The sequence below is a fragment of the Streptomyces sp. NBC_00859 genome (assembly GCF_045161865.1).
Lineage (GTDB): Bacteria > Actinomycetota > Actinomycetes > Streptomycetales > Streptomycetaceae > Streptomyces.
The window spans coordinates 3,751,036-3,776,092 of record NZ_CP108826.1 but is presented as its reverse complement, the minus strand read 5'-3'; the positions used below and the strand labels follow the sequence as shown (position 1 = coordinate 3,776,092).

Annotated in this window: 19 protein-coding genes; 14 read left to right on the top strand and 5 right to left on the bottom strand. The window is 71.6% G+C overall.

The window, feature by feature from the left end; all coding sequences use genetic code 11:
- Positions 1–101: 101 nt before the first annotated feature.
- On the bottom strand, positions 102–1,649 hold the full coding sequence (locus OG584_RS16205; RefSeq protein WP_405778545.1) for a DHA2 family efflux MFS transporter permease subunit: 1,548 nt from the start codon (positions 1,647–1,649) through the stop codon (positions 102–104).
- Entirely contained in the window at positions 1,646–2,596 is a 951-nt protein-coding gene (locus OG584_RS16200; protein WP_405778544.1) for a sterol desaturase family protein, read from the bottom strand. Before OG584_RS16200 ends, OG584_RS16205 begins: the two co-directional genes overlap by 4 nt.
- Positions 2,597–2,877: 281 nt before the next feature.
- Between OG584_RS16200 and OG584_RS16195 the strand changes: the two genes are divergently transcribed.
- From OG584_RS16195 to OG584_RS16150, 10 genes are all read left to right on the top strand, one after another.
- A complete protein-coding gene (locus tag OG584_RS16195) occupies positions 2,878–3,669 on the top strand; it encodes an alpha/beta fold hydrolase (protein ID WP_405778543.1) in 792 nt (263 codons plus the stop codon).
- Between the two features lie 2 nt (positions 3,670–3,671).
- Complete coding sequence (locus tag OG584_RS16190) at positions 3,672–4,844, top strand: beta-ketoacyl synthase N-terminal-like domain-containing protein (RefSeq protein ID WP_405778542.1); 1,173 nt, start codon at positions 3,672–3,674, stop codon at positions 4,842–4,844.
- A complete protein-coding gene (locus OG584_RS16185; protein WP_405778541.1) occupies positions 4,841–5,776 on the top strand; it encodes a beta-ketoacyl synthase N-terminal-like domain-containing protein in 936 nt (311 codons plus the stop codon). The genes OG584_RS16190 and OG584_RS16185 overlap by 4 nt, the downstream gene beginning before the upstream one ends.
- Before the next feature lie 67 nt (positions 5,777–5,843).
- Positions 5,844–6,638, top strand: coding sequence for an SDR family oxidoreductase (locus tag OG584_RS16180; RefSeq protein WP_405778540.1), 795 nt, complete (start codon positions 5,844–5,846; stop codon positions 6,636–6,638).
- 54 nt (positions 6,639–6,692) lie between these two features.
- A complete protein-coding gene (locus OG584_RS16175) occupies positions 6,693–6,953 on the top strand; it encodes an acyl carrier protein (RefSeq protein WP_405778539.1) in 261 nt (86 codons plus the stop codon).
- Positions 6,950–7,693 carry a 3-oxoacyl-[acyl-carrier-protein] reductase gene (gene fabG / locus OG584_RS16170; RefSeq protein ID WP_405778538.1) on the top strand — a complete coding sequence of 248 codons (744 nt, stop codon included), beginning with the start codon at positions 6,950–6,952 and terminating at the stop codon, positions 7,691–7,693. The genes OG584_RS16175 and fabG overlap by 4 nt, the downstream gene beginning before the upstream one ends.
- Positions 7,694–7,703: 10 nt before the next feature.
- Positions 7,704–8,930: a beta-ketoacyl-[acyl-carrier-protein] synthase family protein gene (locus OG584_RS16165; protein WP_405778537.1), complete on the top strand. Its 1,227-nt coding sequence runs from the start codon at positions 7,704–7,706 to the stop codon at positions 8,928–8,930.
- On the top strand, positions 8,927–10,153 hold the full coding sequence (locus OG584_RS16160) for a beta-ketoacyl synthase N-terminal-like domain-containing protein (protein ID WP_405778536.1): 1,227 nt from the start codon (positions 8,927–8,929) through the stop codon (positions 10,151–10,153). Before OG584_RS16165 ends, OG584_RS16160 begins: the two co-directional genes overlap by 4 nt.
- Before the next feature lie 62 nt (positions 10,154–10,215).
- Positions 10,216–16,458, top strand: a complete 6,243-nt coding sequence (locus OG584_RS16155; protein WP_405778535.1) for an SDR family NAD(P)-dependent oxidoreductase — start codon at positions 10,216–10,218, stop codon at positions 16,456–16,458.
- Positions 16,455–18,170: a beta-ketoacyl synthase N-terminal-like domain-containing protein gene (locus tag OG584_RS16150; protein ID WP_405778534.1), complete on the top strand. Its 1,716-nt coding sequence runs from the start codon at positions 16,455–16,457 to the stop codon at positions 18,168–18,170. The genes OG584_RS16155 and OG584_RS16150 overlap by 4 nt, the downstream gene beginning before the upstream one ends.
- Before the next feature lie 180 nt (positions 18,171–18,350).
- Here OG584_RS16150 and OG584_RS16145 read toward each other — a convergent pair whose 3' ends face one another.
- Positions 18,351–18,605, bottom strand: coding sequence for an acyl carrier protein (locus OG584_RS16145; RefSeq protein ID WP_405778533.1), 255 nt, complete (start codon positions 18,603–18,605; stop codon positions 18,351–18,353).
- A gap of 171 nt (positions 18,606–18,776) precedes the next feature.
- Between OG584_RS16145 and OG584_RS16140 the strand changes: the two genes are divergently transcribed.
- The 4 genes from OG584_RS16140 to OG584_RS16125 all read left to right on the top strand — a co-directional run bounded on the left by OG584_RS16140 (position 18,777) and on the right by OG584_RS16125 (position 22,288).
- Entirely contained in the window at positions 18,777–19,448 is a 672-nt protein-coding gene (locus OG584_RS16140) for a lysophospholipid acyltransferase family protein (protein ID WP_405778532.1), read from the top strand.
- Positions 19,449–20,233: 785 nt separating this feature from the next.
- Entirely contained in the window at positions 20,234–20,947 is a 714-nt protein-coding gene (locus tag OG584_RS16135; protein ID WP_405778531.1) for a hypothetical protein, read from the top strand.
- 292 nt (positions 20,948–21,239) lie between these two features.
- On the top strand, positions 21,240–21,785 hold the full coding sequence (locus tag OG584_RS16130) for a SigE family RNA polymerase sigma factor (protein ID WP_405784102.1): 546 nt from the start codon (positions 21,240–21,242) through the stop codon (positions 21,783–21,785).
- Complete coding sequence (locus OG584_RS16125; RefSeq protein WP_405778530.1) at positions 21,782–22,288, top strand: hypothetical protein; 507 nt, start codon at positions 21,782–21,784, stop codon at positions 22,286–22,288. The genes OG584_RS16130 and OG584_RS16125 overlap by 4 nt, the downstream gene beginning before the upstream one ends.
- A 445-nt stretch (positions 22,289–22,733) precedes the next feature.
- Here OG584_RS16125 and OG584_RS16120 read toward each other — a convergent pair whose 3' ends face one another.
- Together OG584_RS16120 and OG584_RS16115 are read right to left on the bottom strand one after the other, a co-directional pair.
- A complete protein-coding gene (locus OG584_RS16120) occupies positions 22,734–23,639 on the bottom strand; it encodes a hypothetical protein (RefSeq protein ID WP_405778529.1) in 906 nt (301 codons plus the stop codon).
- Entirely contained in the window at positions 23,636–24,178 is a 543-nt protein-coding gene (locus tag OG584_RS16115) for a hypothetical protein (protein WP_405778528.1), read from the bottom strand. Before OG584_RS16115 ends, OG584_RS16120 begins: the two co-directional genes overlap by 4 nt.
- Positions 24,179–25,057: the final 879 nt, after the last annotated feature.

The window sequence follows — 25,057 nt, the reverse complement described above, 5'->3', positions numbered from 1 at the left end:
TGACAGGCGAAATGCGGGGGAAACCGAAGCGGGACAGCGGCGGGAACAGCGGCGAATGGATTCGGCGGTACGAGGGGAATCCCGGTCGGAATCGCGGCCGGTCAGTCCTGCCGGGCGCGTGCCACCACGACGGCCCCCAGCGCCGCCACCGCCGCCGTGGCCAGCAGTGAGTACTGCATGGCGTCGAGGAACACCGACTGGCCGACCCGCTCCAGCACACCGGGGGCGGCCGGACCGGTGAGGCCGGGCGGCAGCCCGACGGCCACGGACCGTACGGCCTGCTCGGTCCGGTCCGATGGCAGTGTGACCCCGGCGGCCGAGAGCCGGGACGGCAGCCGGGCCGCCGTGTACGTCATGACGACGGCGCTGACGACCGCGATGCCAAGGCTGCCCCCGACCTGCATGGCCGTCTGCTGCATCCCGCCCGCCACTCCGGACAGTTCCTTCGGGACGTTGCTGATGACGAGTTTCGTACCACCTACCATCACCGGGCTGAAGCCGAGGCCCAGCAGCAGGAAGCACAGGGTCGTGTGCAGGGTGCCCGAGTCCGCGTCGAGTCCGGCGAGGGCGCACATCGACGCGGCGATGACGGTCAGTCCGACGGCCACCGGAATCCGCGGACCCGCCTTGCCGATCCAGATCGCCGCGGGTGGCGCACCCACGATCATCAGCAGGGTCAGGCCCAGGACCCGGACACCGGATTCGGCGGCCGAGAGAGCGAGCACGTTCTGCAGGTAGAAGATCAGCACGAACGGGGCGCCGACCATCACGCATCCCATCACGGCCATCGTGACGACACCCGAGGTGAACGGCGCCGAGCGGAACAGCCGCAGCGGCACCAGGGGGTGCGTGCTGCGCCTCTCCCACGCCACGAAGACGGCGCCGAGCACCGCACCCGCCACGAGATAGGGCAGCGCCTCCAGTGAGCTCCGGCGCGAGTCCGCCGCCACGGACAGGCCCCACACCAGCGAACCGAGGGCACCGGCCACCAGGAGCATGCCGACGAGGTCGAGGCGGCCGCCCGCGGCCCCGTCGCGCACGTCACCGAGGACGGTGATGCCCAGCACCAGGGCAAGTGCGCCCAGCGGAATGTTGAGGAAGAACACCCAGCTCCAGTGGGCGTGTTCGACGAGCAGACCGCCGACCACCGGGCCCGCGGCGGTGGAGGCGGCGATGACGGCGCTGCGCACCGCGATGGGCTGGTTGAGCCGATCGGGCGGGAACGCGCCGCGCAGCAGCCCCAGCGTGGCGGGCTGCATCAGCGCGCCGAAGACGCCCTGCACCACGCGCATGGCGACCACCCAGCCCAGGCTGGAGGACATGCCGATGGCGAACGACGAGGCGGTGAAGCCGCAGGCGCCCACCAGGAACATCATGCGGTGTCCGAAGCGGTCGCCCAGCCGGCCCGCGGTGATCAGGAGCGCGGCCACGGCCAGCAGGTACGCGTCGGTGACCCACTGGACGCCGGTGAGGTCCGTGTGCAGGTCCGCCTGCATGGCCGGCTGAGCGACCGTGACGATCGTCGTGTCCAGCGAGACCATCATGGCGCCGACGGACAAGGTCATGACGGTCAGCCACGGATGGCCGCGCAGGCCGTGCCGGGCGGCCCCCACCTCCTGCGGCTCCGCAGTGGAGGGCGGTCCGCTCACGTCGCCGCTCCGGGCAGCTGTGCGGGCGCGGGCCGTGGCTCGGGGCGGTCTGTGCCGGTATCGGTGCCGGTGTCCGTGTCTGTGCCGGTGACGTCGGCGGGCCGCCAGCCGGGCGGGCCGAAGACATAGCCGAGCTTGTGCCGGAACGTCCTGGCCCCGCGCACGTCCCGCACCATGGTGGCGAACTCGTGCAGCTGGATCTTCCAGATACTGAAGCTCTCCAACTGCTTGGTCAGGCCGTACGTCGGCCGTTGCACCTCGGGCTGGAAGGTCCCGAAGATCCGGTCCCAGATGATGAGGATGCTGCCGAAGTTCTTGTCCAGGTACTCAGGGTCGTTGCCGTGGTGGACCCGGTGGTGCGAGGGCGTCACCAGGACGTACTCGATGGGCCGCGGCAGCTTGCCGACCTTCTCGGTGTGAGCGAACAGGCCCCACAGCAAGTGCACCGAGTGCATGGTGAACACCAGGGCGGGATGGACGCCGAGGAGCGGCAGCGGCAGCCAGATCATCTTCTCGAACCACTGCGCCCACTTGCGGCGCAGCGCGGTGGACAGGTTCAGGTACTGGCTGGAGTGGTGGACCTGGTGACCGGCCCAGATCAGCCGGACGGCGTGCGCGGCCCGGTGGTACCAGTAGAGCAGGAACTCGACGCCCCAGAAGACGATGAACCAGGTCGTCCAGGACGTCGACGACAGGTGCCACGGCGCCACGTATTCGTAGACCAGCAGGTACAGCGCCAGCGCTACCGCACGCAGCAGGGTGGAGGAGACCAGCGCCCCGAGGCCGGTGATGATGCTCGCCCTGTGGTCCCGCAGTTCGTATCCCTGCCGCTCGTCGGGGTCGTCACCGAACTTGATCGCCAGCATCTCGATGACGATCAGCAGTGCCATCGCGGGCATCGCGTACACCGCGGGATCGTGCAGCCGCTCGATCACCTTGTCGAGCATCAGGCCCCTCCTCGATTGGTATGTGCCGGGCCTGTCGCATGCGATCCGTTGGAAACCCCGGAACTGCCCGAGCTTTTAGGCACCTTAATTCGGGCTGCTTAAAACTGACTTACGAACTCCTTGCGGCCAACGGGCAACGTTTCGGCGTCAGGCTTTCGTTGAGCAGGCCAATCAGTCGTTAAGCGAGGGTTAAGAGGAATTACTTATGCTCCAACTCCGGGCGGTCAGCGGTCGCAGACAGAAATCGCGTGGGCCATCTATGAGTTGTGAGCGGGGTAGCCATGAGCGGGATTGATGTCGTCGTCCGGAGAGCGCGGGCCGCGGCACAGGAGCGCCCCGTGCGTGCGCTGGCCCTGCACGGGCTGGCGGCCACCGGCACCAGCTGGAACGCCTACGGTCAGCATGCCGCCCCCGACGTCGAGTTGTGGACCGCGGAGCTGCCCTGGGGGCAGGTCGGCGCGCCGGCGTGGAGCCTGCCGGGCGGCGACCCGGCCGACTGGATCGGCGCGGCGATGGACAAGGTGCCCGGGGGCGTCGACGTCCTGATCGCCCACTCCTACTCCGCGCTCCTGGCGCTGGAGCACCTGGCCGCCGCTCCCCCGCAGGCCCGCCCCGGTGCGCTCGTGGTGGTCTCGCCCTTCCACCGGCGTGACCCGGCGGACTTCCGGTGGGACACGGCTCAGCACTATCTGAGCATCTTCCAGGACGTGTTCGACGAGGCGCTGGGCCTCGCCGCGACGCGCCCGCTGGACCCCGGGATGCGTCAGGACATGGCCCTGCTGGTACGCGACCGGGTCGGCCCCTACGGCTGGTTCCGCTTCTACGGCAGCTACCTGCGCAGCCCCTTCCTCGACACCGCCGCACTCGACCTGCCGGTCCTCGCGGTGGCCGGCCGTGACGACCGGTTCGCGCCGCCGGAGGACGCGACGGCCCTGGTCGGCACGCTGCCCCGCGGGCGGCTGTGCCTGCTCGAAGGCTGCGGGCACTTCCCGATGGCCGAACGGCCGCGGGAGTTCGCCGACGCCGTCCACGCGTTCGTGAGCGAGTCCGTCACATCCGCAGGGGTGAGCTGAGGATGGCTGCCGCCACGGATTCCGAGGTCCATGTCGTCGGGCTCGGCGCGGTCAGCTGCCTCGGCACCGGGGTGGACGCGTTCTGGTCCGGCCTGACCTCGGCGGTTCCGCGCCCGACCCCGGTGGCCGGGCTCACCGACCGGGTGCCCGGCATCCTCGCCTACCAGGTCCCGGAGGGGCCTGAGTGGGCGCCGGGAGCCGGTGAGCCGTACGGCCGGGCCGCCCGGCTCGCGCTGCACGCGGCCCGGCAGGCCGTGGCCGACGCGGGGCTGAGCGAGGACGAGACCGCCGACATGGCTGTGGTGATCGGCACCGCGGCCGGCGAGAGCGGCGAGCGCGACGGCCTGTCGTCCCCGGCGGCGACATGGGCACCGGTGTTCCGGCTCGCATCCGAGGTCGGCGGTGAACTGGGCGCGTTCGGAACGAACATCAACGTCAGCAACGCCTGCGCCGCCAGCGGGTACGCCCTGTCGATCGCCATGGACCTCGTGCGCCGCGGCGAGGCGGACACCGTGCTGGTCGGGGGTGCTGAGGCACTGGCCTGGGCGCCACTGGCCAGCTTCAGCCGGGTCGGGGCGAACGACCCCGAACTGTGCCGTCCGTTCGACACCGGCCGCCGGGGCACCGTGTTCGGGGAGGGCGCGGCGATGCTCGTCGTGCAGTCCGCGCGCGCCGCGGCGGGCCGGCCGTCGCACGGCCGGCTGCGCGGCAGCGGATGGAGCTGCGACGCCCATCACCTCACCGCCCCCGACCCGGCGGGCGACCAGCCCCTGCGGGCCGCCCGCGAGGCCCTGCGGGAGGCGGCGGACGATGCCGAGGACATCGGCTGCGTGGTGCCGCACGGCACGGGGACCGAGCACAACGACGTACTGGAGAGCCGTGTGCTGCGTGAGGTGTTCGGTGAACACCTGCAGCGCGTACCGCTGTTCAGCCTGAAGGCATTCATCGGACACACCGCGGGCGCGGCGGCCGCGTTCGCCGTCGTGGCCGCCGCACTGATGTCACGGCACGCGCTCGTCCCCGCGAACATCGCCCCGCGGCGGCAGGACCCGGCGTGCCCGGTGTGGCTGCCGCGGACGGGCCCCGTATCGCTGGAGCGGTCCCGGATACTGCTCAACGCCTATGCGTTCGGCGGCAGCAACTTCTCGCTGGTGTTCGGGGGTGGGAAACGGTGACCGCCCGCAACACCGTGGCCGAGGCGACGGTCACCGGCACCGGACTCGTCGTACCGCCCGTGCCGCTCCCGCGGGAGGCGCCGTGGTTCGACCACCGCGCCCGGCTCGGACGCGGCTACCGGTACCTGCCCGAGGCCTGCCACTACCTGCTTGCGGCGGCCCGGGAGGCGCTGGCCGATGCGGAACCCGAGCAGCACGCCGAGGAGCGCCGGGGGATCGTGGTCGGCACCAACAGCGCGGTGACCGCACTGCACTCCGACATCGCGGGGGCCGTGCGCGGCGGGGATTTCGACACGCTCAGTCCCATGACCGTGCCCTTCTTCTCGGTGAACCTCGTCGCCGCCAAGCTGTCCACCGAACACCGGTTCAAGGCCTTCAACCTCACCGTGAGTTCACCGCGGGTGGCCGGTCTGGAAGCGGTGCACCTGGCCGCCCACGCGCTGTCCGCAGGACGCGGCGACCTGGTCCTCGCGGGGGCCACCGAGGCACCCGACCCGAGGGCCGGCGACGCGGTACCCGAGTCGGGGGCCGCGCTGCTGCTCCTGCGGGCCCGGACCGCCCGCGCCGCCGGGCCCGTCGTACGGACCGCGCTGCGATTTCTGCCGCCCAGGGCCGCCGCCACCGCGGCCGGGCGGGAGCGGGCCGGGCGCGCGGTACAGGCCGCGCTGGACGGGGTGTGCCCGGTCCGCCCGATTTCCCTGCACCTGGTGAGCGACCACTCGCCCACGGCGCGCACGGCCGAGGCCGCGGTGCGCGCCTGGTGTGCCGGTACCACCGCGGTGACGGACGCGGCCGTCCCGGTCGGGGCGGGCGCACTGGCCCCGCTCGAACTGCTCGCCCGCGCACTGCGGCCGGACCGCCCCGGCCCCGAGGCCGTGGTCGTCGCCTCCCGGGAAGGCAACCTCGCCTTCGCCGCCGTCGACGTCCGCTGAGGCCCGTGGGCGGTGTTCCCCACCGCCCGCCCTCCCCACCGGCCCACCCACCGAGCAAGAGGAAAGCATGCTGTCATCCGTCAAGGGATCCTGGTGCCTGATACTCGGCGCCTCCAGCGGTATGGGCCGGGCCACCGCCCTCGCCATGGCCCGCGAGGGCGCCAACGTCTTCGGCGTCTACTTCGGCACCTCCGCCCAGCAGGAGGAGGCCGACGCGGTCGTCGGGGAGCTGCACGCCCTCGGCGTCCGGACCTCGTTCCACAACCTCAACGCCGCCAAGGCGCAGACGCGTACCGAGGCCGTCGAGCGGCTGGCCGCACTGACCGGTCCGGACGGAGTGCGGGTGCTGCTGCATTCGCTCGCCTTCGGCAGTCTGCTCCCGTTCATTCCGCAGGAGGGACAGCCGGACGTCATCACACCCCGGCAGATGGACATGACGGCCGACGTCATGGGCCACAGCCTCGTCTACTGGGTGCGCGACCTGTACACCGCGGGCCTGCTGACCCGCGGTTCCAAGGTGTTCGCACTGACCAGCCGCGGCGACGCCCGGGTCATGCCGAGCTACGGCGCGGTGTCCGCCGCGAAGTCCGCCCTCGTCTCCCACGTCCGGCAACTGGCCGTCGAACTGGCGCCCTCGGGCATCGCTGTGAACGCCCTGCGCGCCGGACTCACCATGACCCCGGCCCTGGTCCGCATCCCCGGCAGCGGACTCCTGGCCGACCGGGCCGGCGCGGCCAACCCGCACGGCCGGATCACCACGACCGAGGACGTCGCCGAAGCCGTCGTGATGCTTTCCGCCAGTGACTCCTCCTGGATCACCGGCAACGTCATCGACGTCGACGGCGGCGAAGGACTCGTCTGACCCGCCGGCCCGCTGTCCCCGACCCTGCTGAGCACCCACGACGGAGGAACCGCCATGCCCGAACTCACCACCCCGCTCGACCTGGAAGACCTGCGCATCACCATCGCCGAGGTCATCGACGTCGACGTCGCCGAAGTCACCGACACGGCGGACTTCAAGGAGACGCTCGACGTCGACTCCCTGCTGGCGCTGGAGATCCTGGTCATCCTGGAGCGCAAGTACGGGGTGAAGCTGGCCGAGTCGAACCTGCAGAAGGTGCGCTCGCTCAAGGAGACCTACGCGCTGCTCGCCGAGCACTTCGAGGCGTCCTCATGACAGCGGGCCCCCGTACGGCCCTGGTCACCGGCGGCTCCCGCGGCATCGGCCGCGCGGTGGTCGAGCGTTTCCTGGCCGACGGATACGACGTCGGCTACTGCCACCGCACCCCGCCCGCCGGCGCCGCGGGGCTCGATGAGCTCGCCGACAAGTACGGCGTGCGGGTACACGGCGCCGTGGTGGACGTGACGGACCAGGGCGCGGTGCACGGCTGGCTGGCGGAGACCGAGGAACGCCTGGGCGGCGTCGACGTGTTGGTGACCAGCGCCGGAATCATCCGGGACATGCCCCTGGCCGTGATGGACCGGGAGCACTGGGACGCGGTCGTCGACACCAATCTCACGGGGACGTTCACCGTGTGCCGGGCGGCGATCATGACCATGATGCGCCGTCGCCGGGGCGCGATCGTCAACGTGTCGTCGGTGGCCGGCTTGCGCGGCAATGCCTCGCAGACCAACTACGCGGCATCGAAGGCCGGGATCGTCGGCTTCTCCAAGTCGCTGGCCAAGGAAGTGGCCCGGTTCGGCATCCGCGCCAACGTGGTGGCGCCGGGACTCATCGAGACGGACATGACAGCCGGCCTGGACGAGAAGGCCCACCGGAAGGTCGTTGCCGACATTCCGCTGCGGCGGGCCGGCACGCCGGACGAGGTGGCCGACGCGGTCGCCTACCTCGCCTCGGACCGGGCCGCCTACATCACGGGCCAGGTCATCCAGGTCGACGGCGGAATCGGCATCTGAGGGAGCACAGGTGAACGCAGTGTTGGACCCCTCCGCCCGCGTGGTGGTGACCGGCCTCGGCGTCCTCACCCCCATCGGGGAGACGCTGAAGGAGTTCTGGGACGCCGCCGTGCGCGGTGTCGTCGGCACCCGCCCGCTGGACCGGCCGGACGCCGCCGACTTCGCCGGCCGGCTGGCCGGCGAAGTCCGCGGCTTCGCCGCCCCGCGCGGCGACGGCGACCGCGCCACCCGCCTGGCGGTGGCGGCCGCCTCGGCGGCGACCTCCGACGCCGGCCTCGCGCCGTGGACGGGCGACCCGTCCCGCGCGGGCGTGTGCTTCGGCACGCTGCTGGGGAACCGGGCGGCACTGGAACCAGCGGTGACACAGTTCCACCGGGACGCGGAGTCAGGCGCGGGCACCCAGCCCGCGAGGCCACGCCCCGTCGTGGGCCTCGCCGACGCCGTCGCCCGGGAGCACGGATTTCTCGGGCCCAGCTCGGTCGTGGCGACCGCCTGCGCTTCGGGCAACAGCGCGCTCGCGTACGCCGGGGAGGCGATCCGGGCCGGCCGGGCCGACGTGATGGTCGCGGGCGGGGCGGACGAGTTGTCCACCGGCATCATGATGATGTTCGCCAGCCTGCGCTCGCTCACCGACGACGCGCTGCGCCCGTTCGACCGCAACCGTTCCGGACTGGTCGTATCCGAGGGCGCCGCCGCTCTCGTCCTGGAGTCGTACGAGCACGCCCGCCGGCGCGGAGCGCGCGTGTACGCCGAGCTGGCCGGGTGGGCGTCCGCCTGCGACGCACACCACATGACGTCACCGCATCCGCAAGGGCGCGGCGCCCGCCGCTCCCTGGAGCGGGCCCTGGCCATGTCCGGGGTGCCGCTCGACCGGGTCGGGCACATCAGCGCCCACGGCACCGGCACCCCGTCGAACGACAGCGTCGAGGCCGCGGCCGTGCGGGCCGTCTTCGGGGAGCACGGCCCCGCCGTCTCCTCCCTGAAGGGGGCGCTCGGGCACACCCAGGGTGCGGCCAGCGCCATCGAGGCGGTGGCCTGTGTGCTCGCGCTGCGCGACGGCGTGATCCCGCCCACCGCCACCCTCGTCGACCCGGACCCCGACTGCGCGGTCGACCTTGTGTACGGCGCGGCCCGGGAGGCGCCGCTGGACGTGGTCGTCAACAACGCTTTCGGTTTCGGGGGCAACACGGCCTGCACCGTGTTCACCCGGCCGCGACCCGGAGGGAACACAGGATGAGCTCATCCGCCGCCATCACCGGCGTGGGACTGGCCACCGCGCTGGGCGCGGGACTCGAAACCACCTGGGAGGGCCTCCTGACGGGGCGTACGGCGGTCAGGGACGTGGCCGCGCCCGAGGGGCTGTACCCCGGCCGGGGCCCCGCGCCGGCCGCCGCGCTCCTGGACGACCTGTCCGACGTGTCCGCCTTCGGCCGGCGTCGGCTGCGCGCGCTGAGCCGCGAGTCACTGCTGGTGTCCCGAGCCGGCCTGCTGGCCTGGCAGGACGCGGGACTCGACGCGGGCGGCCGGCCCGCCCCGGAGGACCTCGGTGTCGTCCTGGGAACATCGGGGGCGGGCCTGACGGGCTACCTGCAGGTCCTCCGTGACGGTCTCACCCTCGGGGCGGACCTGGTCAGCCCGTATGCCGGCCCTCAGGGAAGCCTGAACGCCGCTGTATCCGACCTCGCCATCGCGGCGGATGCCGAGGGCCCCGTCGCGACGGTCACGGCCGGCCGCTGCTCCGGCGCCGAGGCCCTGACGCTGGCGGCCGACCTCGTCCGCACCGGTCAGGCCGAGGTGGTGCTGGTGGCGGGGGTGGACGTGCTGGATCCGCTCAGGGCGGGCGCGGGTGCCGTGGACGGAGGCACCGGTGACCGTGCCGCCCCACTGCCGCACCCCTTCGGGCCCGACCGCACCGATTCCCTGCCCGGCGAGGCCGTGGTGGTTCTCGTCGTCGAGGACGCCGACCGGGCCCGCGACCGCGGTGCCCGTATCCACGCCGAGGTCGCCGCCGTGAGTACCGCTCTGGGCGTCACCGGCGACACCGAGGGGGAGGCCGCGGTACGTGTCGTCAACACCGTCCTGGCGGCGGCCGGCCTCGCGCCCGGGGCCGTCGGGCTCGTCTGCTCATCGGCCGACGGCTCCGGTCCCGTCGACCGGGCGGAGGCCCACGCCCTGTCCAGGACGCTCGGCTCCAACACCCCGGTCTTCACCGCGTTCGCGGCGCTCGGCGACTGCGCCGGCACCACCACCCTGCTCCAAATCGCCCTCACCGCACAGGTGCTGACGGACGGCGAGATGCCGGCGACGGCGGGGCTCGCCGACTGGGACCCCGCGCTCCCGCAGCTCGCCGTGAGCGACGCGCGCCGACAGCTCCCCGGTACCACCGCGGCCCTGGTCCTGACGTCGGACGACCGCCCCGGCGCGTCCGCGGTGGTCCTGCGCGTCCCGCGCCGGTCCTGACGCCCACAGAACTCACGAACATCCCGGCCCGGTCACCGGCCGCCGGGCTACGGAGGTAGGAAGTGAAGCAGGACCCGGCAGAGCAGATCGCCATCGTGGGGATGGCGGGGCGTTTCCCCGAAGCCCCGGACCTCGACAGTTTCTGGCAGTTGCTGATCGAGGGCGGCGACGCGATCCGTCCCGTACCCGCGGACCGCTGGAACGCCCAGGAGCTCCTGGACCCGGAGAAGTGGATCCAGGACCGCGGCGGATTCCTGACGGACATCGACCAGTTCGACGCGGCCTTCTTCGGCATCTCGCCGCGCGAGGCGAAGGTGATGGACCCCCAGCAGCGGCTGCTGCTGGAGGCCGCCTGGCAGGCCGTGGAGGACGCGGGCGTACCCGCCGCCTCGCTGCGCGGTTCCCGCATCGGCGTCTACAGCGCGGGGATCTGGCACGACTACGAGAACCTGCGCAACAACCGCGGCGTGCCGATCTCGCAGCACTCCATCGCCGGCACCTCCCTGGACATGCTTTCGGCCCGCGTCTCCTACTTCATGGGCCTGATGGGCCCCAGCCTCAACCTGGAGACCGGCTGCTCCTCAGCGCTGGTCGCCCTGCACCTCGCCTGCCAGGCGATCCGCGTCGGTGAGGTGGAGGGCGCCCTCGTCGGCGCGGCCAACCTCATGGTCACCCCCGAGGTGACGATCGGGCTGACCCACTTCGGAGGCTTGTCGCCGAACGCCCGCTGCGCCACCTTCGGGGCCGGCGCCGACGGGTTCGTCAGGGGAGAGGGCGCGGCCGCCGTCTACCTCAAGCGGCTCGACCGTGCCCTGCGCGACGGCGACCGGGTGCACGCCGTCATCGCGGGCACCGCCATCAACAACGACGGCGGCGGCCCCAGCCTGGTGACCCCCAGCCAGGAAGGACAGGAGGACGTACTGCGGCAGGTCTATGAGAAATCCGGAATCCCGCTCGACCGGGTCGCCTACGTCGAGGCCCACGGCACCGGCACCAGACGCGGCGACCCGACCGAGGCGGCGGCCATCGGCCGGGTCATCGGCCAGGCTCCGCAGCGTGCGGGCCGGCCCCTCCCGGTCGGGTCCGTGAAGAGCAACATCGGCCACCTGGAGGCCGCCGCCGGGTTCGCCGGCCTGTTCAAGGCCGTCCTGTCCCTGCGGCACGGCGTGGTTCCGCCCAGCCTCCACTCCGCCGAGCTCAACCCGAAAATCGCCTTCGACGACCTCAACCTGCACGTCGTGCAGAAGCCGCTGCCGCTGCCCGAGGACGGCCCCGTCTATCTCGGTGTCAGCTCCTTCGGCTGGGGCGGCACGAACGCCCACGCCGCCGTCACCGGCCCACCGTCCGAGCGGCCCGCCGTCGTGGAGACGCCCGTCGACACGACGGCGCCCTTCCTGATGCCGCTGAGCGGTCACACCCCGGCTGCGCTCGCCCAGCGGGCCCGAGACGTGCGCCGCGCGCTCCAGCGTCCCGGCGCCGAACCACGGCAGCTGGCAGCGGCGTTGGGCTGGCAGCGCGACCACTTCCCGCACCGGGCCGCCGCGGTGGCATCCGACGCGGGTGAACTGGCCGTCCTGCTGGAGAAGTTCGCCGCGGACCCCGGCGGTGAGCTGCCCGGCGTGGTGACCGGCCGGGCCCGGCAGCACGGCCGTACGGCCTTCGTGTTTCCCGGACAGGGCTGGCAGTGGGCGGCGATGGGCCGGCATCTGTACGCCTGCGACCCGGTCTTCGCGACCTCGGTCGACCACTGTGCCGCCGCACTCGCCCCGCACGTGGACTGGGACCTCACCGACATCATCGCGGGGGGCACCGGGGACGCGTGGCTGGGGCGCGTCGACATCGTGCAGCCAGTGCTCTGGGCCGTCTGCGTGGGACTGGCGGAGGTCTGGCGTGCGGCGGGTGTCGAACCGGACGTCGTCGTCGGCCACAGCCAGGGCGAGATCGCCGCCGCCACCGTGGCGGGCATCCTGTCCGTGGAGGACGCCGCCCTCGTCGTGGCCCGCCGCAGCGCGGTTCTGCTGCGCACCAGCGCCGGCACCGGCCGCATGCTCGCCGTGGACCTGGACGCGGACGCGGCGCGCGCCGCGCTGGAGGGCTTCGAGGACAGCATCGCGCTGGCCGTGCACAACGGCCCCCGCTCATGCGTCCTGTCGGGCGAGACCGACTCGGTGCTGCTGCTGAAGGAACTCCTGGAGGCGGACGGCACGTTCTGCCGTCTGGTCGACGTCGACTACGCCTCCCACAGCCCGCTGATGCGAGGCCTGAACGACGAACTGCGCGCGGTCCTTGCGCCCGCCCGGCCCCGCCGGGCCGAACTCCCGCTGATGTCGACGGTGCGCACGAAACTGCTGCACGGGCCGGAGATGGACGCCGGGTACTGGGTGGAGAACCTGGGCCGCCCGGTGATGTTCGCCGACGCCGTCCGCACCCTGATCGACCAGGGCGTCACCCACTTCGTGGAGATCAGCGCCCATCCGGTACTGCTCCCGGCCCTGGAGCAACTTGCCGCTTCGGATGCCGAGCCGCCGGCCCTCCAGGGCACCCTGCACCGAGACCGGGGCGCACCGGAGGACCTCGCCGAGTCGTTCGCCCGAGCCTACGTGTCGGGGCTCACCCCCTTCGGGCGTGAGCCGCTGGGCCGGGACGCGCACGTCCCGACGTACCCCTGGCAGCGGGAGCGGCACTGGGTGGACGCGGTCCGCCGGCCGGCGGACCGCGCCGCCTCCTTCGCCCTCCCGCTCGCGCCGGTGCCCACCGAGGCGGACACCTGGCACGGCACACTCGACCTCGACACCGTGGCCCATCCCTGGCTCGACGACCACCGGGTGCACGACGCGGTCGTCGTCCCCGCCGCGGCCGCCGTCGAACTCTGCCTGGGCACAGCCTCCGCGCGCACCGGCGGCCTGCCGTCCGTCCTGCACGGCCTTGCCCTGCAGCACGACATGACGCTCGCCGACGACGCCCTGAGGCTGGGTGTCCTCTGGCGCGAGGACGCAGCCGACGGTGCCGGAGTCGAGCTGCTCTCGCTGGCGGCGGGTGCCCACGTCTGGACCCGGCACACCACGGCTCGTGTGTCGTACGGGCACGACGCCCCGACCGCCCCGGAATTCCCCGAAGCCCTGCTCCGGGCGGCGGCCACGGACCCCGGCGCCTTCTACGACGCCTGCGCCTTTCGGGGCCTGCAGTACGGTCCTGCCTTCCGCAGTGTGCGCGAGCTGTACGCCACCGCCGACGAGGCACTCGGGCTGCTCCGGCTGGACGAGCGCTGCCGGATGGGCGCCCGCCGCTTCACCCTCCATCCGGCGCTGTGGGACGGCGCGTTGCAGCTGTCGCTCCCGCTGTCGGACGAGAAGGGCACGCTCGTACCGGTCGGCGTCGACCGCATCGACCTGCTCCCCGCTCTGCCGGCGGAGGTCACCGAGCTGTGGGCGCACGTACGCCGCCGCCCCGACCGCCGCTTCGACGTGTGGCTGTACGGCACCGACCGCTGCCCGCTGGTCCGGCTGACGGGACTCGAACTGCACCCCTTGGTCCTGGAGGGCGAGGCGGACCCCGCCCTGGAGCGGGTGCACCGGTTCGCCTTCCACGAGGTCGAGCCGGGGGAGCCGGGGGAGGGCGACGGCCGCGAGGCACGGTGGCTCGTCTGCGGCCCCGAGGCGTCATCCGGCACGGTGAAGGAACTCGCGGCCGCTCTGGGCGCCGAAGGGGCAGCTCTGCCGGCGGCGGCCGCCGCGGACCGTACCGCCTGGGCCGGGTTGCTGCGCAGGGCGGACGTCACCGACGTGGTGTTCGCCGCCCCCGACGCCACGGCAGGGGAGGCCGCGCAGCGGGCCGGGCTGACGGTGCTGTCCGCCCTGGCGGGCGCGGCCCTCGACCGGCCGACCGCCCCCCGCCTGACCGTGCTGACCACGCAGGCCCAGGCGGCGGCCGACGAGCGGCCGGACCCCGGAGCCGCCCTGTACTGGGGCTTCACCCGGGTCCTCCGCGGCGAGCATCCGGTCCTCGCCGCCGCCCTCGTCGACCGGGCGGCCGAGGACGGCTGGGCGCCGTACGCCGTACGCGAACTGCGGGAGGAACAACGGGAGGACCAGGTCCTGCTGCGGGCGGGCCGGCGGCTCGCGGGCCGGCTGGAGCGCACGGCCGGGCAGGGCACGGACGCGTCGACGCCCGTGCCGTACACGACAGGTCAGCCGTTCCGGCTGCACCCCGGACCGCGGCCCGGTCAGTGGGAGTCGCTGCGCTTCCTTCCGCTGGTGCGCCGCGCGCCCGGTCCCGGCGAGATCGAGATCGAGGTGGATGCCACGTCCCTGAACTTCATCGATGTGATGAAGGCGATGGGCACCTACCCCGACGAGTCCGGCGGCAAGGAGTTGCTCGGCGGGGACTGCGCCGGCCGGGTCGTCGCGGTGGGCCAGGGCACCACCGGGTTCCGAGCCGGTGACCGGGTGGTGGCCTGCAAGTTCGGCGCGATGGTCTCCCACCTGACGCTGAGTGCCGCGCACGCCCGCCCCGTCCCCGGCGGTATGTCGCAGACCGAGGCCGCCACGCTGCCGCTGGTCGTCGCCACCGCCTGGTACGCGCTGCACGACCTGGGCCGGGTCGAGGAGGGCGACCGCGTCCTGATCCACTCGGCGGCCGGCGGCCTCGGTCTCGCCGCCGTCCAGGTCGCACACCTCCTCGGAGCCGAAGTGATCGCCACGGCGGGCAGCCCCGCCAAACGCGACCACCTGCGCGGTCTCGGCGTGCGGCACGTCTTCGACTCCCGCGACCTGGCGTGGGCCGACGCCGTACTCGACCTCACCGGCGGCCGGGGAGTCGACGTCGTCCTCAACTCGCTGACGGGCGCGGCCCTGAACCGGGGGCTGGACGTACTGGCCGAGGACGGCCGGTTCCTGGAGGTCGGCAAGAAGGACATCCACGGCGGCCGCCGGCTCGACCTGCACACCTTCCGCAAGGGCATCAGCTTCGCGGCCGTCGACCTCGAAGGCCTGGTGATGCGCCGTCCGGAGCGGTTCACCCGCATCCTCCACGCGGTGTGGGACCAGGTCGCCGCGGGCCGTATCCGCCCGCTGCCCGTCATCCCCTACACCTTCGACCGGGCGGCCGACGCGCTGCGTGCCATGTCGCACGGCGACCACATCGGCAAGTTCGTCCTGCACGAGCCGCACCGGGTGCGCCGGGTGGTCGCGGACCCACTGCCGTACGGGAGTTTCCGCGCCGACGGCAGCTATCTGATCACCGGCGGTCTGGGCGACCTCGGCCTCTCACTCGCCGAGCACCTGGCCGAGCGCGGGGCCACGGCCCTCGCCCTGCTGGGCCGCTCGGAGCCGGGCCCGGAGGCCGCCGCCCGCGTGGAGGCGCTGCGCGCGGCCGGCGTCACGGTGAGCGTGGCGCGGACGGACATCGCCGACGAGACGGCCCTGACGGAGGCCCTGTCCCGGATACGCGCCGGACTTCCGCCGCTGCGCGGTGTGTTCCACGCGGCCGGAATCCTCGAAGACGGTGTGGTGCAGGGGCTGGACGCCGCTCAGGTCGCCCGGGTGCTGGCACCCAAGGTGGACGGCGCCCGCCATCTGGACCGGCTGACCGCCGACGACCCGCTGGACCTCTTCGTCATGTTCTCCTCGGCCGCGGGCCTGATCGGCAACGTCGGGCAGGCGGCCTACGCGGCGGCCAACACCTATCTCGACGCCCTCGCGGCCGCCCGTCGGCACGCGGGCCGCGCGGGCCTGAGCGTTCAGTGGGGCAGCTTCGACGGCATGGGACTGGCAGCCCGCAGCGAGAACCGCGGCGCCCGTCTCGCGGACCGTGGGATGGCCCCGTTCCCGGCGGCCGACGCCTGGCGGGCGCTGGAGGAGTTCCTGCGTGACGGCGAGACGGTCGTGGGCTATCTGTCACTCGACGCGCGACGCTGGTTCGAGACGTACCCGGCGACGGCGAGCCTGCCCAGCTGGAGCGGGCTGGCGGCGGCCCGCCGGTCCACCGGCTCCGCCACGGGCGGAGCGTTCCGGCAACGGCTCGCCGCCTGCGCCCCCGAGGGCCGCTCCGACCTCGTCGAGCAGCGGGTACGGCATCTGGCGGGCCGGGTGCTGCGCATCGCCGCGGACTCCGTCGACCGCGAGACACCGCTGAAGTCCCTCGGCCTGGACTCGCTGATGAGCCTGGAACTGCGCAACCGCCTGGAGGCCGACTTCGGCCTGAAGCTGTCACCGACGCTGCTGTGGACGTACGCCAGCCTCCGGCCGCTGTCCCAGGCGCTCATGGAGCGGGTAGCGGCAGAACTCGTGGACGGGGAACAGCGATGAGCGAGACGGCATCAGCGGCGACGCCGGTCAGCCGGGCCATGCAGACCATCCGCGGGCTGCGCGCGGAACTCGCCGCGCTGCGCGGGGGACGGACCGTGGCCGTCGTCGGGGTCGGCGTGCGCGCCCCGGGCGGCGTCGCCGACATGGACGGCTACTGGCGGCTGCTGGCCGCGGGCGGTGACGCGGTCCGGCCCATCCCGGAGCATCGGCGCCGCCCCTTCGGTGACGCCTGGGACGAGGTGCCGCACCGCGGCGGGTTCCTGGACGAGGTCCTGACGTTCGACGCCCCGTTCTTCGGCGTCGCACCACGTGAGGCCCGTGCCCTGGACCCGCAGCACCGGCTGCTGCTGGAGGTGGCCTGGGAGGCGCTGGAGGACGCGGGCCTGGCCCGGCCCGGCGGGAACTGCGGGCTGTACGTCGGTGTCACAGGACAGGACTACCGCGAGTGGATGCCCGGCGAGTCCGACGTGTACTGGGCGACCGGCAACGGCCACTGCTTCGCGGCGGGCCGGCTCGCGCACACGCTGGGCCTCACCGGGCCGGTGGCCGCCGTCGACACCGCGTGCTCGTCGTCCCTGGTGACCGTGCACCTGGCCCGTCAGGCGCTGGCTGCAGGTGAGTGCGACGTCGCCCTGGCCGGCGGGGTCAACCTGGTGCTGTCCCCGCGGGCCACCGAGTTCGCGGCCCGGACCGGGGCGCTCTCCCCGGACGGGGAGTGCCGCCCGTTCGACGCGCGCGCCAACGGATTCACCCGCGCCGAGGGGTGCGGAGTCGTCGTACTGAAACGGCTGGCGGACGCGGTGCGGGACGGGGACCGGGTACACGCGGTGATCCACGGGTCGGCCGTCAATCACGACGGCGCCGCCTCCGGGTTCACCGCCCCCAGCGTGGCGGCGCAGACCGTGCTGGTGGAACGGGCGCTCGCGGATGCCGGGCTGAGCCCGGCGGACATCGGGTACGTGGAGACGCACGGCACGGGGACGGCGCTCGGCGACCCCATCGAGGTGGAAGCGCTGGCGGAGGCGCTCGGCCGGCCCGGCGGTGCGGCCCCCGTGCTGCTCGGGTCGGCCAAGGCGAACCTCGGCCACACCGAATCGGCGGCAGGCGTCCTGGGCCTGCTCAAGGCGATGCTGAGCCTGCGCCACCGGGCCGCGCCACCCGTGCCGCACTTCACCACACTCAACCCGCGGATCGACCTGGAGGGCACCGGCTTCCGGGTGCCGGACCGGCTGGAACCCTGGCCCGCCGGGGCCGGGGCGTATGCGGGTGTCAGCTCGTTCGGGATGAGCGGCACCAACGCGCACGTCATCCTGGGCGCGGCTCAGGCGTCCGCCCCTCCGTCGGCCGGACAGGCCGTGGAGGTCACCGGATTCGAGGTGTCAGCCCGTACGCCCGCCGCGCTGCGCGTCTACGCCGGGCTGCTGGCCGCACATCTGATCACGGTCAAGGACGAGGACTACCCCGCCTTCGCCTACACCCTCACTCACGGAAGGGCGGCGCTGGCCAACCGGGTGCGGGTGGCGGCGGCCGACCGGGAGCAGGCCCGGGTCGCGCTGGAGGCGCTGGCCGAGGACCGGGAGTGCCCGGCGGCCGAGTTCCTCGACCGGGGCACCGAGCCGTCGTTCGCCGGTCTGCCGCGCCGGGTGCTGACGCTGCCCGCGTATCCGTGGGAGCGCCGCCGGTACGCACCGCCGGCCGCCGAACTTCCTTGAGCCGGCGGCGCGGTGGCTCAGGGGCCCCTGCGCTGCGCCCGCCCGGGTCGCTTGGTCCGGCACCGCGTGTCGCGGCGTTGCCGGACAGTCCAGGCAGCTCGGCTGCACGGACTCTCCGGCGCCCAGCGGTACACGACACCGGCCACGCGGCCTCACCGGACGCTCATCGTGCAAGGCCCCTCAGGCCGCCGCGGCCCGGGAGTGGACCAGCTCGCACACCGCCGAGACCGTGCTGGTGCGCGGGATGTCCTCGAAGGGGATCTCGACGGCGAAACGCCGCTTGACCGAGGCGACGAGCTCGACGACTGCGAGGGAGTCGATGTCGAGGGCGTCCAGTGAGATGCCGTCCGAAATCGCCTCCGGTTCGGCACCGAAATCGACGAGCTCCTGCTCTATGAAGGTGCGGACGGAATCAGGCGTGGTGGGCTCGGACATGTCGCTCCTGGTCTCTCAAATCCGGTGGAGAACGAACGGAATGGATGGGAGAAAGTTTACCCGCAAATCGCCGGGTGCATCAGTGACCATTTTTGAGAAGCGGCTTCTAAGTCCCGCTTAAGCGGGCCGCGTTACCATCTGTGAAGCCCCTCGTACGGACAGGACAGCCATATGTTTCGAATGCTGCTGCGATGGATCCTCCTGATCCCGCTGAAGCTCATTCTCCGGCCCCGCGTCGAGGGGGTTCGCGACATACCAGCGAGTGGTCCCTTCATTCTCGCGGCGAATCACCTCTCATTCTTCGACTCCATCTTTATCGCGCTCCTGACTCCGCGCCGACTGTATTTCGTTGGAAAGCAGGGCTGGCTGGAGATACCGGGCCTCAAGGGCCGGCTGCAGAAGCTGTTCTTCCGGTCCGTCGGAATGATCTCGGTGGACAGGACGAGCGGCGCGGGGACCATGGCCGGACTGGAACTGTCGTTGAAGTTGCTGGCGGAAGGGCACGGCGTCGGCATCCACATCGAGGGAACCCGTTCGCCGGACGGGCGCCTCTACAAGGGCACCACCGGAACCGCCTGGCTGGCCATGCGCAGCGGGGCCCCGGTGATCCCGTGCGGCCTCACCGGCACGGAGCGGGTGCACCCCAAGGGTGCCAAGCGGCTGTACGTCGCGAGCTTCGACGCGCGATTCGGTTCCGCGATGACGTTCGCGGAGCACCTCGGACGGGAATCGGACCGCCGGGCCCGCCGCGCGGTGACGACGAGCATCACGGCCGAGATCTCGGCCCTGTCGGGCCAGGAGTACGTCGACACATACGCGGAGACGGTGATGAGCGGCAGGTGACGGTGTGCAGCAGCACCGGAGACCGAGGCCGGGCGTCCGGCCGCCGGATCGTGCGCCGCAACGATGCGGGCTCACCTCAAGGGGCCACGGGTCACGGGCTACGGGTCCCGTCCCTGAGGAGAGCCACTCCCGCTCCTGAGCGCAGTGGGCGCGAGGTGGCACCCGGAGCCGACCTGCGGAACGATTGCCTGGGTTCCGGTGCGGCTCACGTGTGGCTCCCGTGCGGCGGCTGCCTTCCGTATCGACCCCCTGGAGATGTCCCGTACGAACGTCGCGAACGAGCGCCGGCCGACCGGCGGCGCGGGCGAGAGCCTGGGGTCCCTGGGGTCCCTGGGGTCCCTGGGGTCCCTGGGGTCCTGCGGTCGCGGATCGCGACACCGGCGTGCGCGGAGCGCAGCCCGAACTGGAGCACTCCACAGCCGTTTTGGCCGTGAACCCTCCGCCGCCGATCCGAGGGGACAGCAATAGCGGAACAGGCCCAGTCCGATGCCGTTCAGAGCCCGATCGCTCATTCCGCTGCCACAACTCGGCGCACGCGACGGGTACATGAAGGGCCCGCCCGCGAAAGGGCCGGGGCCCGCCCGCGATCCGACAGCCCGCGCAAGGGCCTCGCCGAACTCGGCGGTGACCGTTTCCCCGGTCCCCGGTTCGTCGTCGATCGCCCGGACGGAAGCACCGGTGGCGTAGCGCTCGACGCCGCTCTCCGTGTACTGCTCTCGCCGGCCAGGCTCCGGTCCTTAACACTCCGGTCCTTAACATTGCGGAAGCGATGGAGGGAGTCTGCGGTGGTGTTCGGCAAGCGCAAGGCGCAGGAGGAGGAGCGGCCCCCTGTCCCCGCCGTCGGCTGGAGGGATGTTCGCCGCTTCACCATCGGAAGGACCGAGCGATCGGGTGTCCATGGAGAGAGGCGTCAGCTGGGGCGGCTCGCGGTGCGGGTTCCCCGACAGGCGAGGGACGTTCGGACCTATGCGCCCTGCGCCTATTTCCGGACCGATTCGCCCGGCAATCCGGTGCTTGAGCCGACGCTCTACGAGGACGAAGCGGCCCAACGGGTCCTCTGTGCCGTGGACGGTCCCATGGACGTCGGCAAGGAGGTGCACCGCAGCGTTCTGGACGGTGAAGGGCGGGTGATCGGTACGATCCGTCGCATTCCCTCATCGAACAGGGTGGTTCACCATACGTGGCGTATCGACCAGCCGGACTGCCCCGAGATCGCGGGCCGCAGCCAATGGTCCCTCGCGAACAACAGCCCGAGGGGCCTGGCCCTGCGCGGCCTCGAGTCGACCCTGAATATGGTTCTGGAGCTGGCGGCGGACGGCGATAACCGAACCGCGGAGGGGCGCACGCTCGAATGGAAGACCGCCGGGGGCGAGTTGGTGATGGTCTCCAAAGGAATTCCACAGTTCGACAGCAGCATCGGTATATCGATCAAGGTGGGGTGGCTGGATCGGCGATTGGCCTTTGCCGTCGCCATGGTCCCGGATTTTCCTGAGCTGTAGCTCAGCCCGGGTGGGAGAGCCTCGGCTCAACGGCGCGCCCCGGTCGTCGAGTTGCATCACCCGGGCCCCCCGGACCCCTCGACGGTCCCGGCTCACTCACGCGGCCGCTGGCCATCGGTGGATCTTCCTTGACCAGGAGTTGCGCCGTTCCCTTCGCAGGCTCCCTTCTGGCTCCCGTCCGTGTGACGCAGGTCTCACGTTGCCCGTGCAGCAAACGGGACCGCCTTCCCGTCGAGGAGGGGTGACAGGAAGGGATGGGGATGTGGACCTGGCAACCGAGCACGATGTCCGTATCGGAATCAGCAAGCCCGGACCGGCGGAGTCGCAGTACGACTTCCACGGCTTTGTCGTCGCCCGGTCGGCCGCACTGTTCCGGGGCGCCCTCGTCTTGACGGGAGATCACGGGGCCGCGGAGGACCTGGTCCAGGAGACCCTGGAGCGGGCCTGCCGCAAGTGGCGCACCATCGCCGCCAAGGACGCCCCGGAGGCGTACGTGCGGCGGATCATGGTGAACCTGGCCAACGACCGGTGGCGGAGGTTCCGCCGCATGGTCCCGCATCAGGACGGCGGCGACCGTGCCGCCCCCGGGGACCAGTACGGGCGGGTGGACACGAGGGACCAGCTGGTCCGGGCCCTCCAGAGTCTGCCGATGCGCATGCGGACGGTCGTGGTGCTGCGGTACTTCCATGACCTGTCGGACGACGAGATAGCGGCCGACCTGAAGATCTCGACAGGCACCGTGCGGTCCCAGCTCGCTCGCGGCATGGGCAAGCTCAGAGGCCAGTTCCCCGCAGTCCCCAGCCCTTCAACACCGCAGCCCACGGAAGGAACCCGATGAGTTCACCCGATTCGCCGCCTTCCGGCTGCGCATCCTTCGAGCAGGAACTGGTGAATGCCATGAACGACTTCGTGAACACCACCCGGACGCCGCACTTCGATACGGCCACCATCGCGCGCGGGGCTCGTCGCAAGCGGGCAACGGCCATCGCGGGCATCGCCACCGCCCTCGTCGTGGCCGGCGCGGGCACCGCCCTGGCGGTCGGTGCGGTAGGCGGCGGTTCGGACACCTCGCGGCCGGCCGCCGCAGCCGGCACCGTAGCCGACAGCACCACCTTGCTCGTCCGCACGAGCGACGGCAGCACCGCCAAGGAGCAGCTGGCCGGGGCGACGTCGGCGAGGGTCCGGGCGACGCTCGTCCATTTCGGCCTCACGCCCACGTTCACCCGCGTCCAGAAGGCCGACTGCCAGAAGCCGGAGGACGCAGTGGTCTCGCTCTCGCCGCATGCCCCGACGGTCGTCCACGCGGGTGACACGGTCCTCGTGACCACCTGCTACCGCTGACCCCGGCGGAACCGTCCTGACCGGGACGGACCGACGGGCGGATGCGGGTCAACAGAGGCAGGACAGAGGGTGGTGGCCCCGTCGGAACCGGGGCCACCACCCCCCTGCATTCCACCACGCGTCAGTCCTGGAACGGAGTGCGTCAGCACCGCACGCACGCGCAACCGAACCGGCAGACCGCGCGGCTCCCACCACCTCGCCCTCAGCCCGGGGTGCCGACGGGCCGACGGGCCGACGGGCCGACGGGCCGACGGAATGAGGGTGTCCGGCCGAACGGCCCGCCGCGCGCTGCCGCGTGCGCGTTCCCCTTCGCCTTCGAGGAGTTGTCGGCGCGGCGGGACCCGTCCCGCAATACGCTTGCCGTAGCCGGGTTCTCCGTCCGGAGAACTGCCAGTTCCGCGCTCGTCTACGGCCCGCTCGGCTGTAGTGACGCCTCTGATTTCGCCTACGCCCGCTGCCCCGGCAGCGGATCAGGGCGACGGTGCCACCACCAGCCCTGCCCCATGCGCGCCGTGCTCTCGCCGAGTTGCTGGATGATCGACCCCTGGTTGTCCTCGACGGTGAGCAGGGCGAAGACATCGTCCAGTTGTTGCAGCGCTGTCTGGAGGCTCGCTGCTATGGCGGGTGGTAGTTGCTGGGGGAGGTTTTCGAGGTCGTCCCGGGCTTCGAGGCGTCGCCGGTACAGATCGGGCGGGCACCAGCCTGCGCCCTCCCATCCGCTTGCCATGTGATTGACGAGCTTCTCCCAGGCACCCAGCCCCGTCCATGCCTGCCACACCAGGCTACCCGGCACGTCCGGCGATGCCGGGCTCTGCAAGCGGGCTTCGGTGACTGCGGAAGCCCGCAGTTGCGCCACGAAGGCGTCCCTGAGCGGTGTGGCGACGGGCAGCTCCGGGACGACTTCGGGGATGAGCATGACCGCAGCTGACGGCAGTTGCGGCACGTACTCCTCGACAGCATCGACGCTGTAGCTGTGGTCCTCGTCCGAGACGAGCAGCCGGGCCCGCGTGAAGCGGCCCTCCGGGGTGACAGCCCAGTACGCGCTCGGCGGATCCGACTCCGCCGGAAAAAGAACCGCGGCGCCTGTGGCGGAAGCGAGCCGCGATGCCATCTCCGCCTCCGATGGTCTCTGCGTCAACTCATCGTGAACGTAGATGTCCAGTGACCAGGCAAGGTCGCCCCGGATCGCCGTGTAGTCGCAGAGGACCAGCGCTTCCCAGCTCCGTACATCCGTGTCGCCGTCGGAATCCGCGACATCGACATCCCCGGCGGCTACGCCCAGGGCGGAGCAGAGGGCGGCAGCCAGGCGGTCAGGGGTGGCCGCCTCGGTGGCAATCAAGTTGCAGATCATGGGCAGGGCCCCTTGTAGATCTCGTGCCCGCCGGGTTCGCCGTGGTCGGCCAGGAGAGCCCTGGCACGCAGAAACATCGCGTCGTCCTCCATTCGGACGGCCTTGGAGGTGACGTCGTCGACCAGCCGACGAAGCACCTTCAGCCACTCACGGGCGAAGTCGGCCGTAGTGAGCCTGAGGCTGCCCCGCTCATTGAGCAGGAACTCGTAGCCGCCCAGGACCGACTCCCACCGGGAATCAATGATGAGCTCAGCCCCCTCCCGGCGGATTTCCCATGTGGTGAAGAACGAAGAGGCGCCGGTGACCAGTTTGGTGTGCGAAAACTCGGGGCCCCTCACCATTTCCAGCAGGACGATGATGTCGTCGACGAAGACATAAAGGTCCTCGGCGTAGTTCACTGCGACTGGCACGCCGTTCCAAGAAAGCACCAGGTATTCAGTGTTGGGAGGGTAGATAAGGCCGATTGCTTCGAAAAAGCTGTCTGCGACTTCGTCGGCATCCAGTACTTGGGGATTTCCGGGCTGGATCCAGAAGCTCATCGCATTCCCGTCGTGTAATTCGGTACAGTCATGGTCCTTGGAGAGTCTGAAGAATCCCGTCTTTCCGGGGCCGGACTCCGCGCCCTTGCTGTAGCGAATCTAATCGGCTGTGCTCCCGAACCGCCCCTGTGGGTCTCCGCTGACCTTTGCCTGCTGAGGGCCCTCACTCCAGTCCATCCCGTGCCTTGTCCCCTTGATCAGAGCACCCTCTGGCTTAAGAAGCCGTTGTCCTGTCGATCTTGAGTGCGGTGTGTTCGAAAGTGGCCGCCGGGGCGGGTGAACCTCGTCGCGTCCGTGCCTGAAGGCAGGGCCCCTGGTGCGCAGTTCGGAGTTGCTGGGACACCGAGTACGGCAGGAGGCCCTGTTGTCCATGTTGTACGCGGTCGAGGGCGAGGATCTCAACACGTCTGTTGTGTCGTGAGATTGTCTCGCTCATCGGTTCGGGAGCGCGGCCGATCAGCCTGGCCGGGCGCCGGCATATGGCACGGATCTGACGGACATCGAGTGGCGGGAGATCGGTCCGCTACTGCCGGTTCCTGGGCGGCTGGAGGGCCGGGGTGGACGTCCGGAGGGCTGCTGCCACCGCCAGACAGCGTCCTCCGCAACCGGCACGGCTGTCTCCTCGGCGTCAACACCCCCGACCCGGTCCGCGACTTGCCGCGCGGCGAGGTCGGCGCGATCCGTTGAACGCCCTTGAGCGGGTCAAGAAGTCCATGCCTTAAGCACTGACAATTTCTGACTTTTCGCCCCGAAGTGGTGAAGGGCTGCCAAGTCCTGTTTGGCAAGCGTCTGCCTATCCTCCCTTGTCAGGGGCTTGTAACAAGGGTCCTGGGGGCTTTGGGGCGCGTAGTGCCGGTGTGTTCAACTGACGAATGTCCG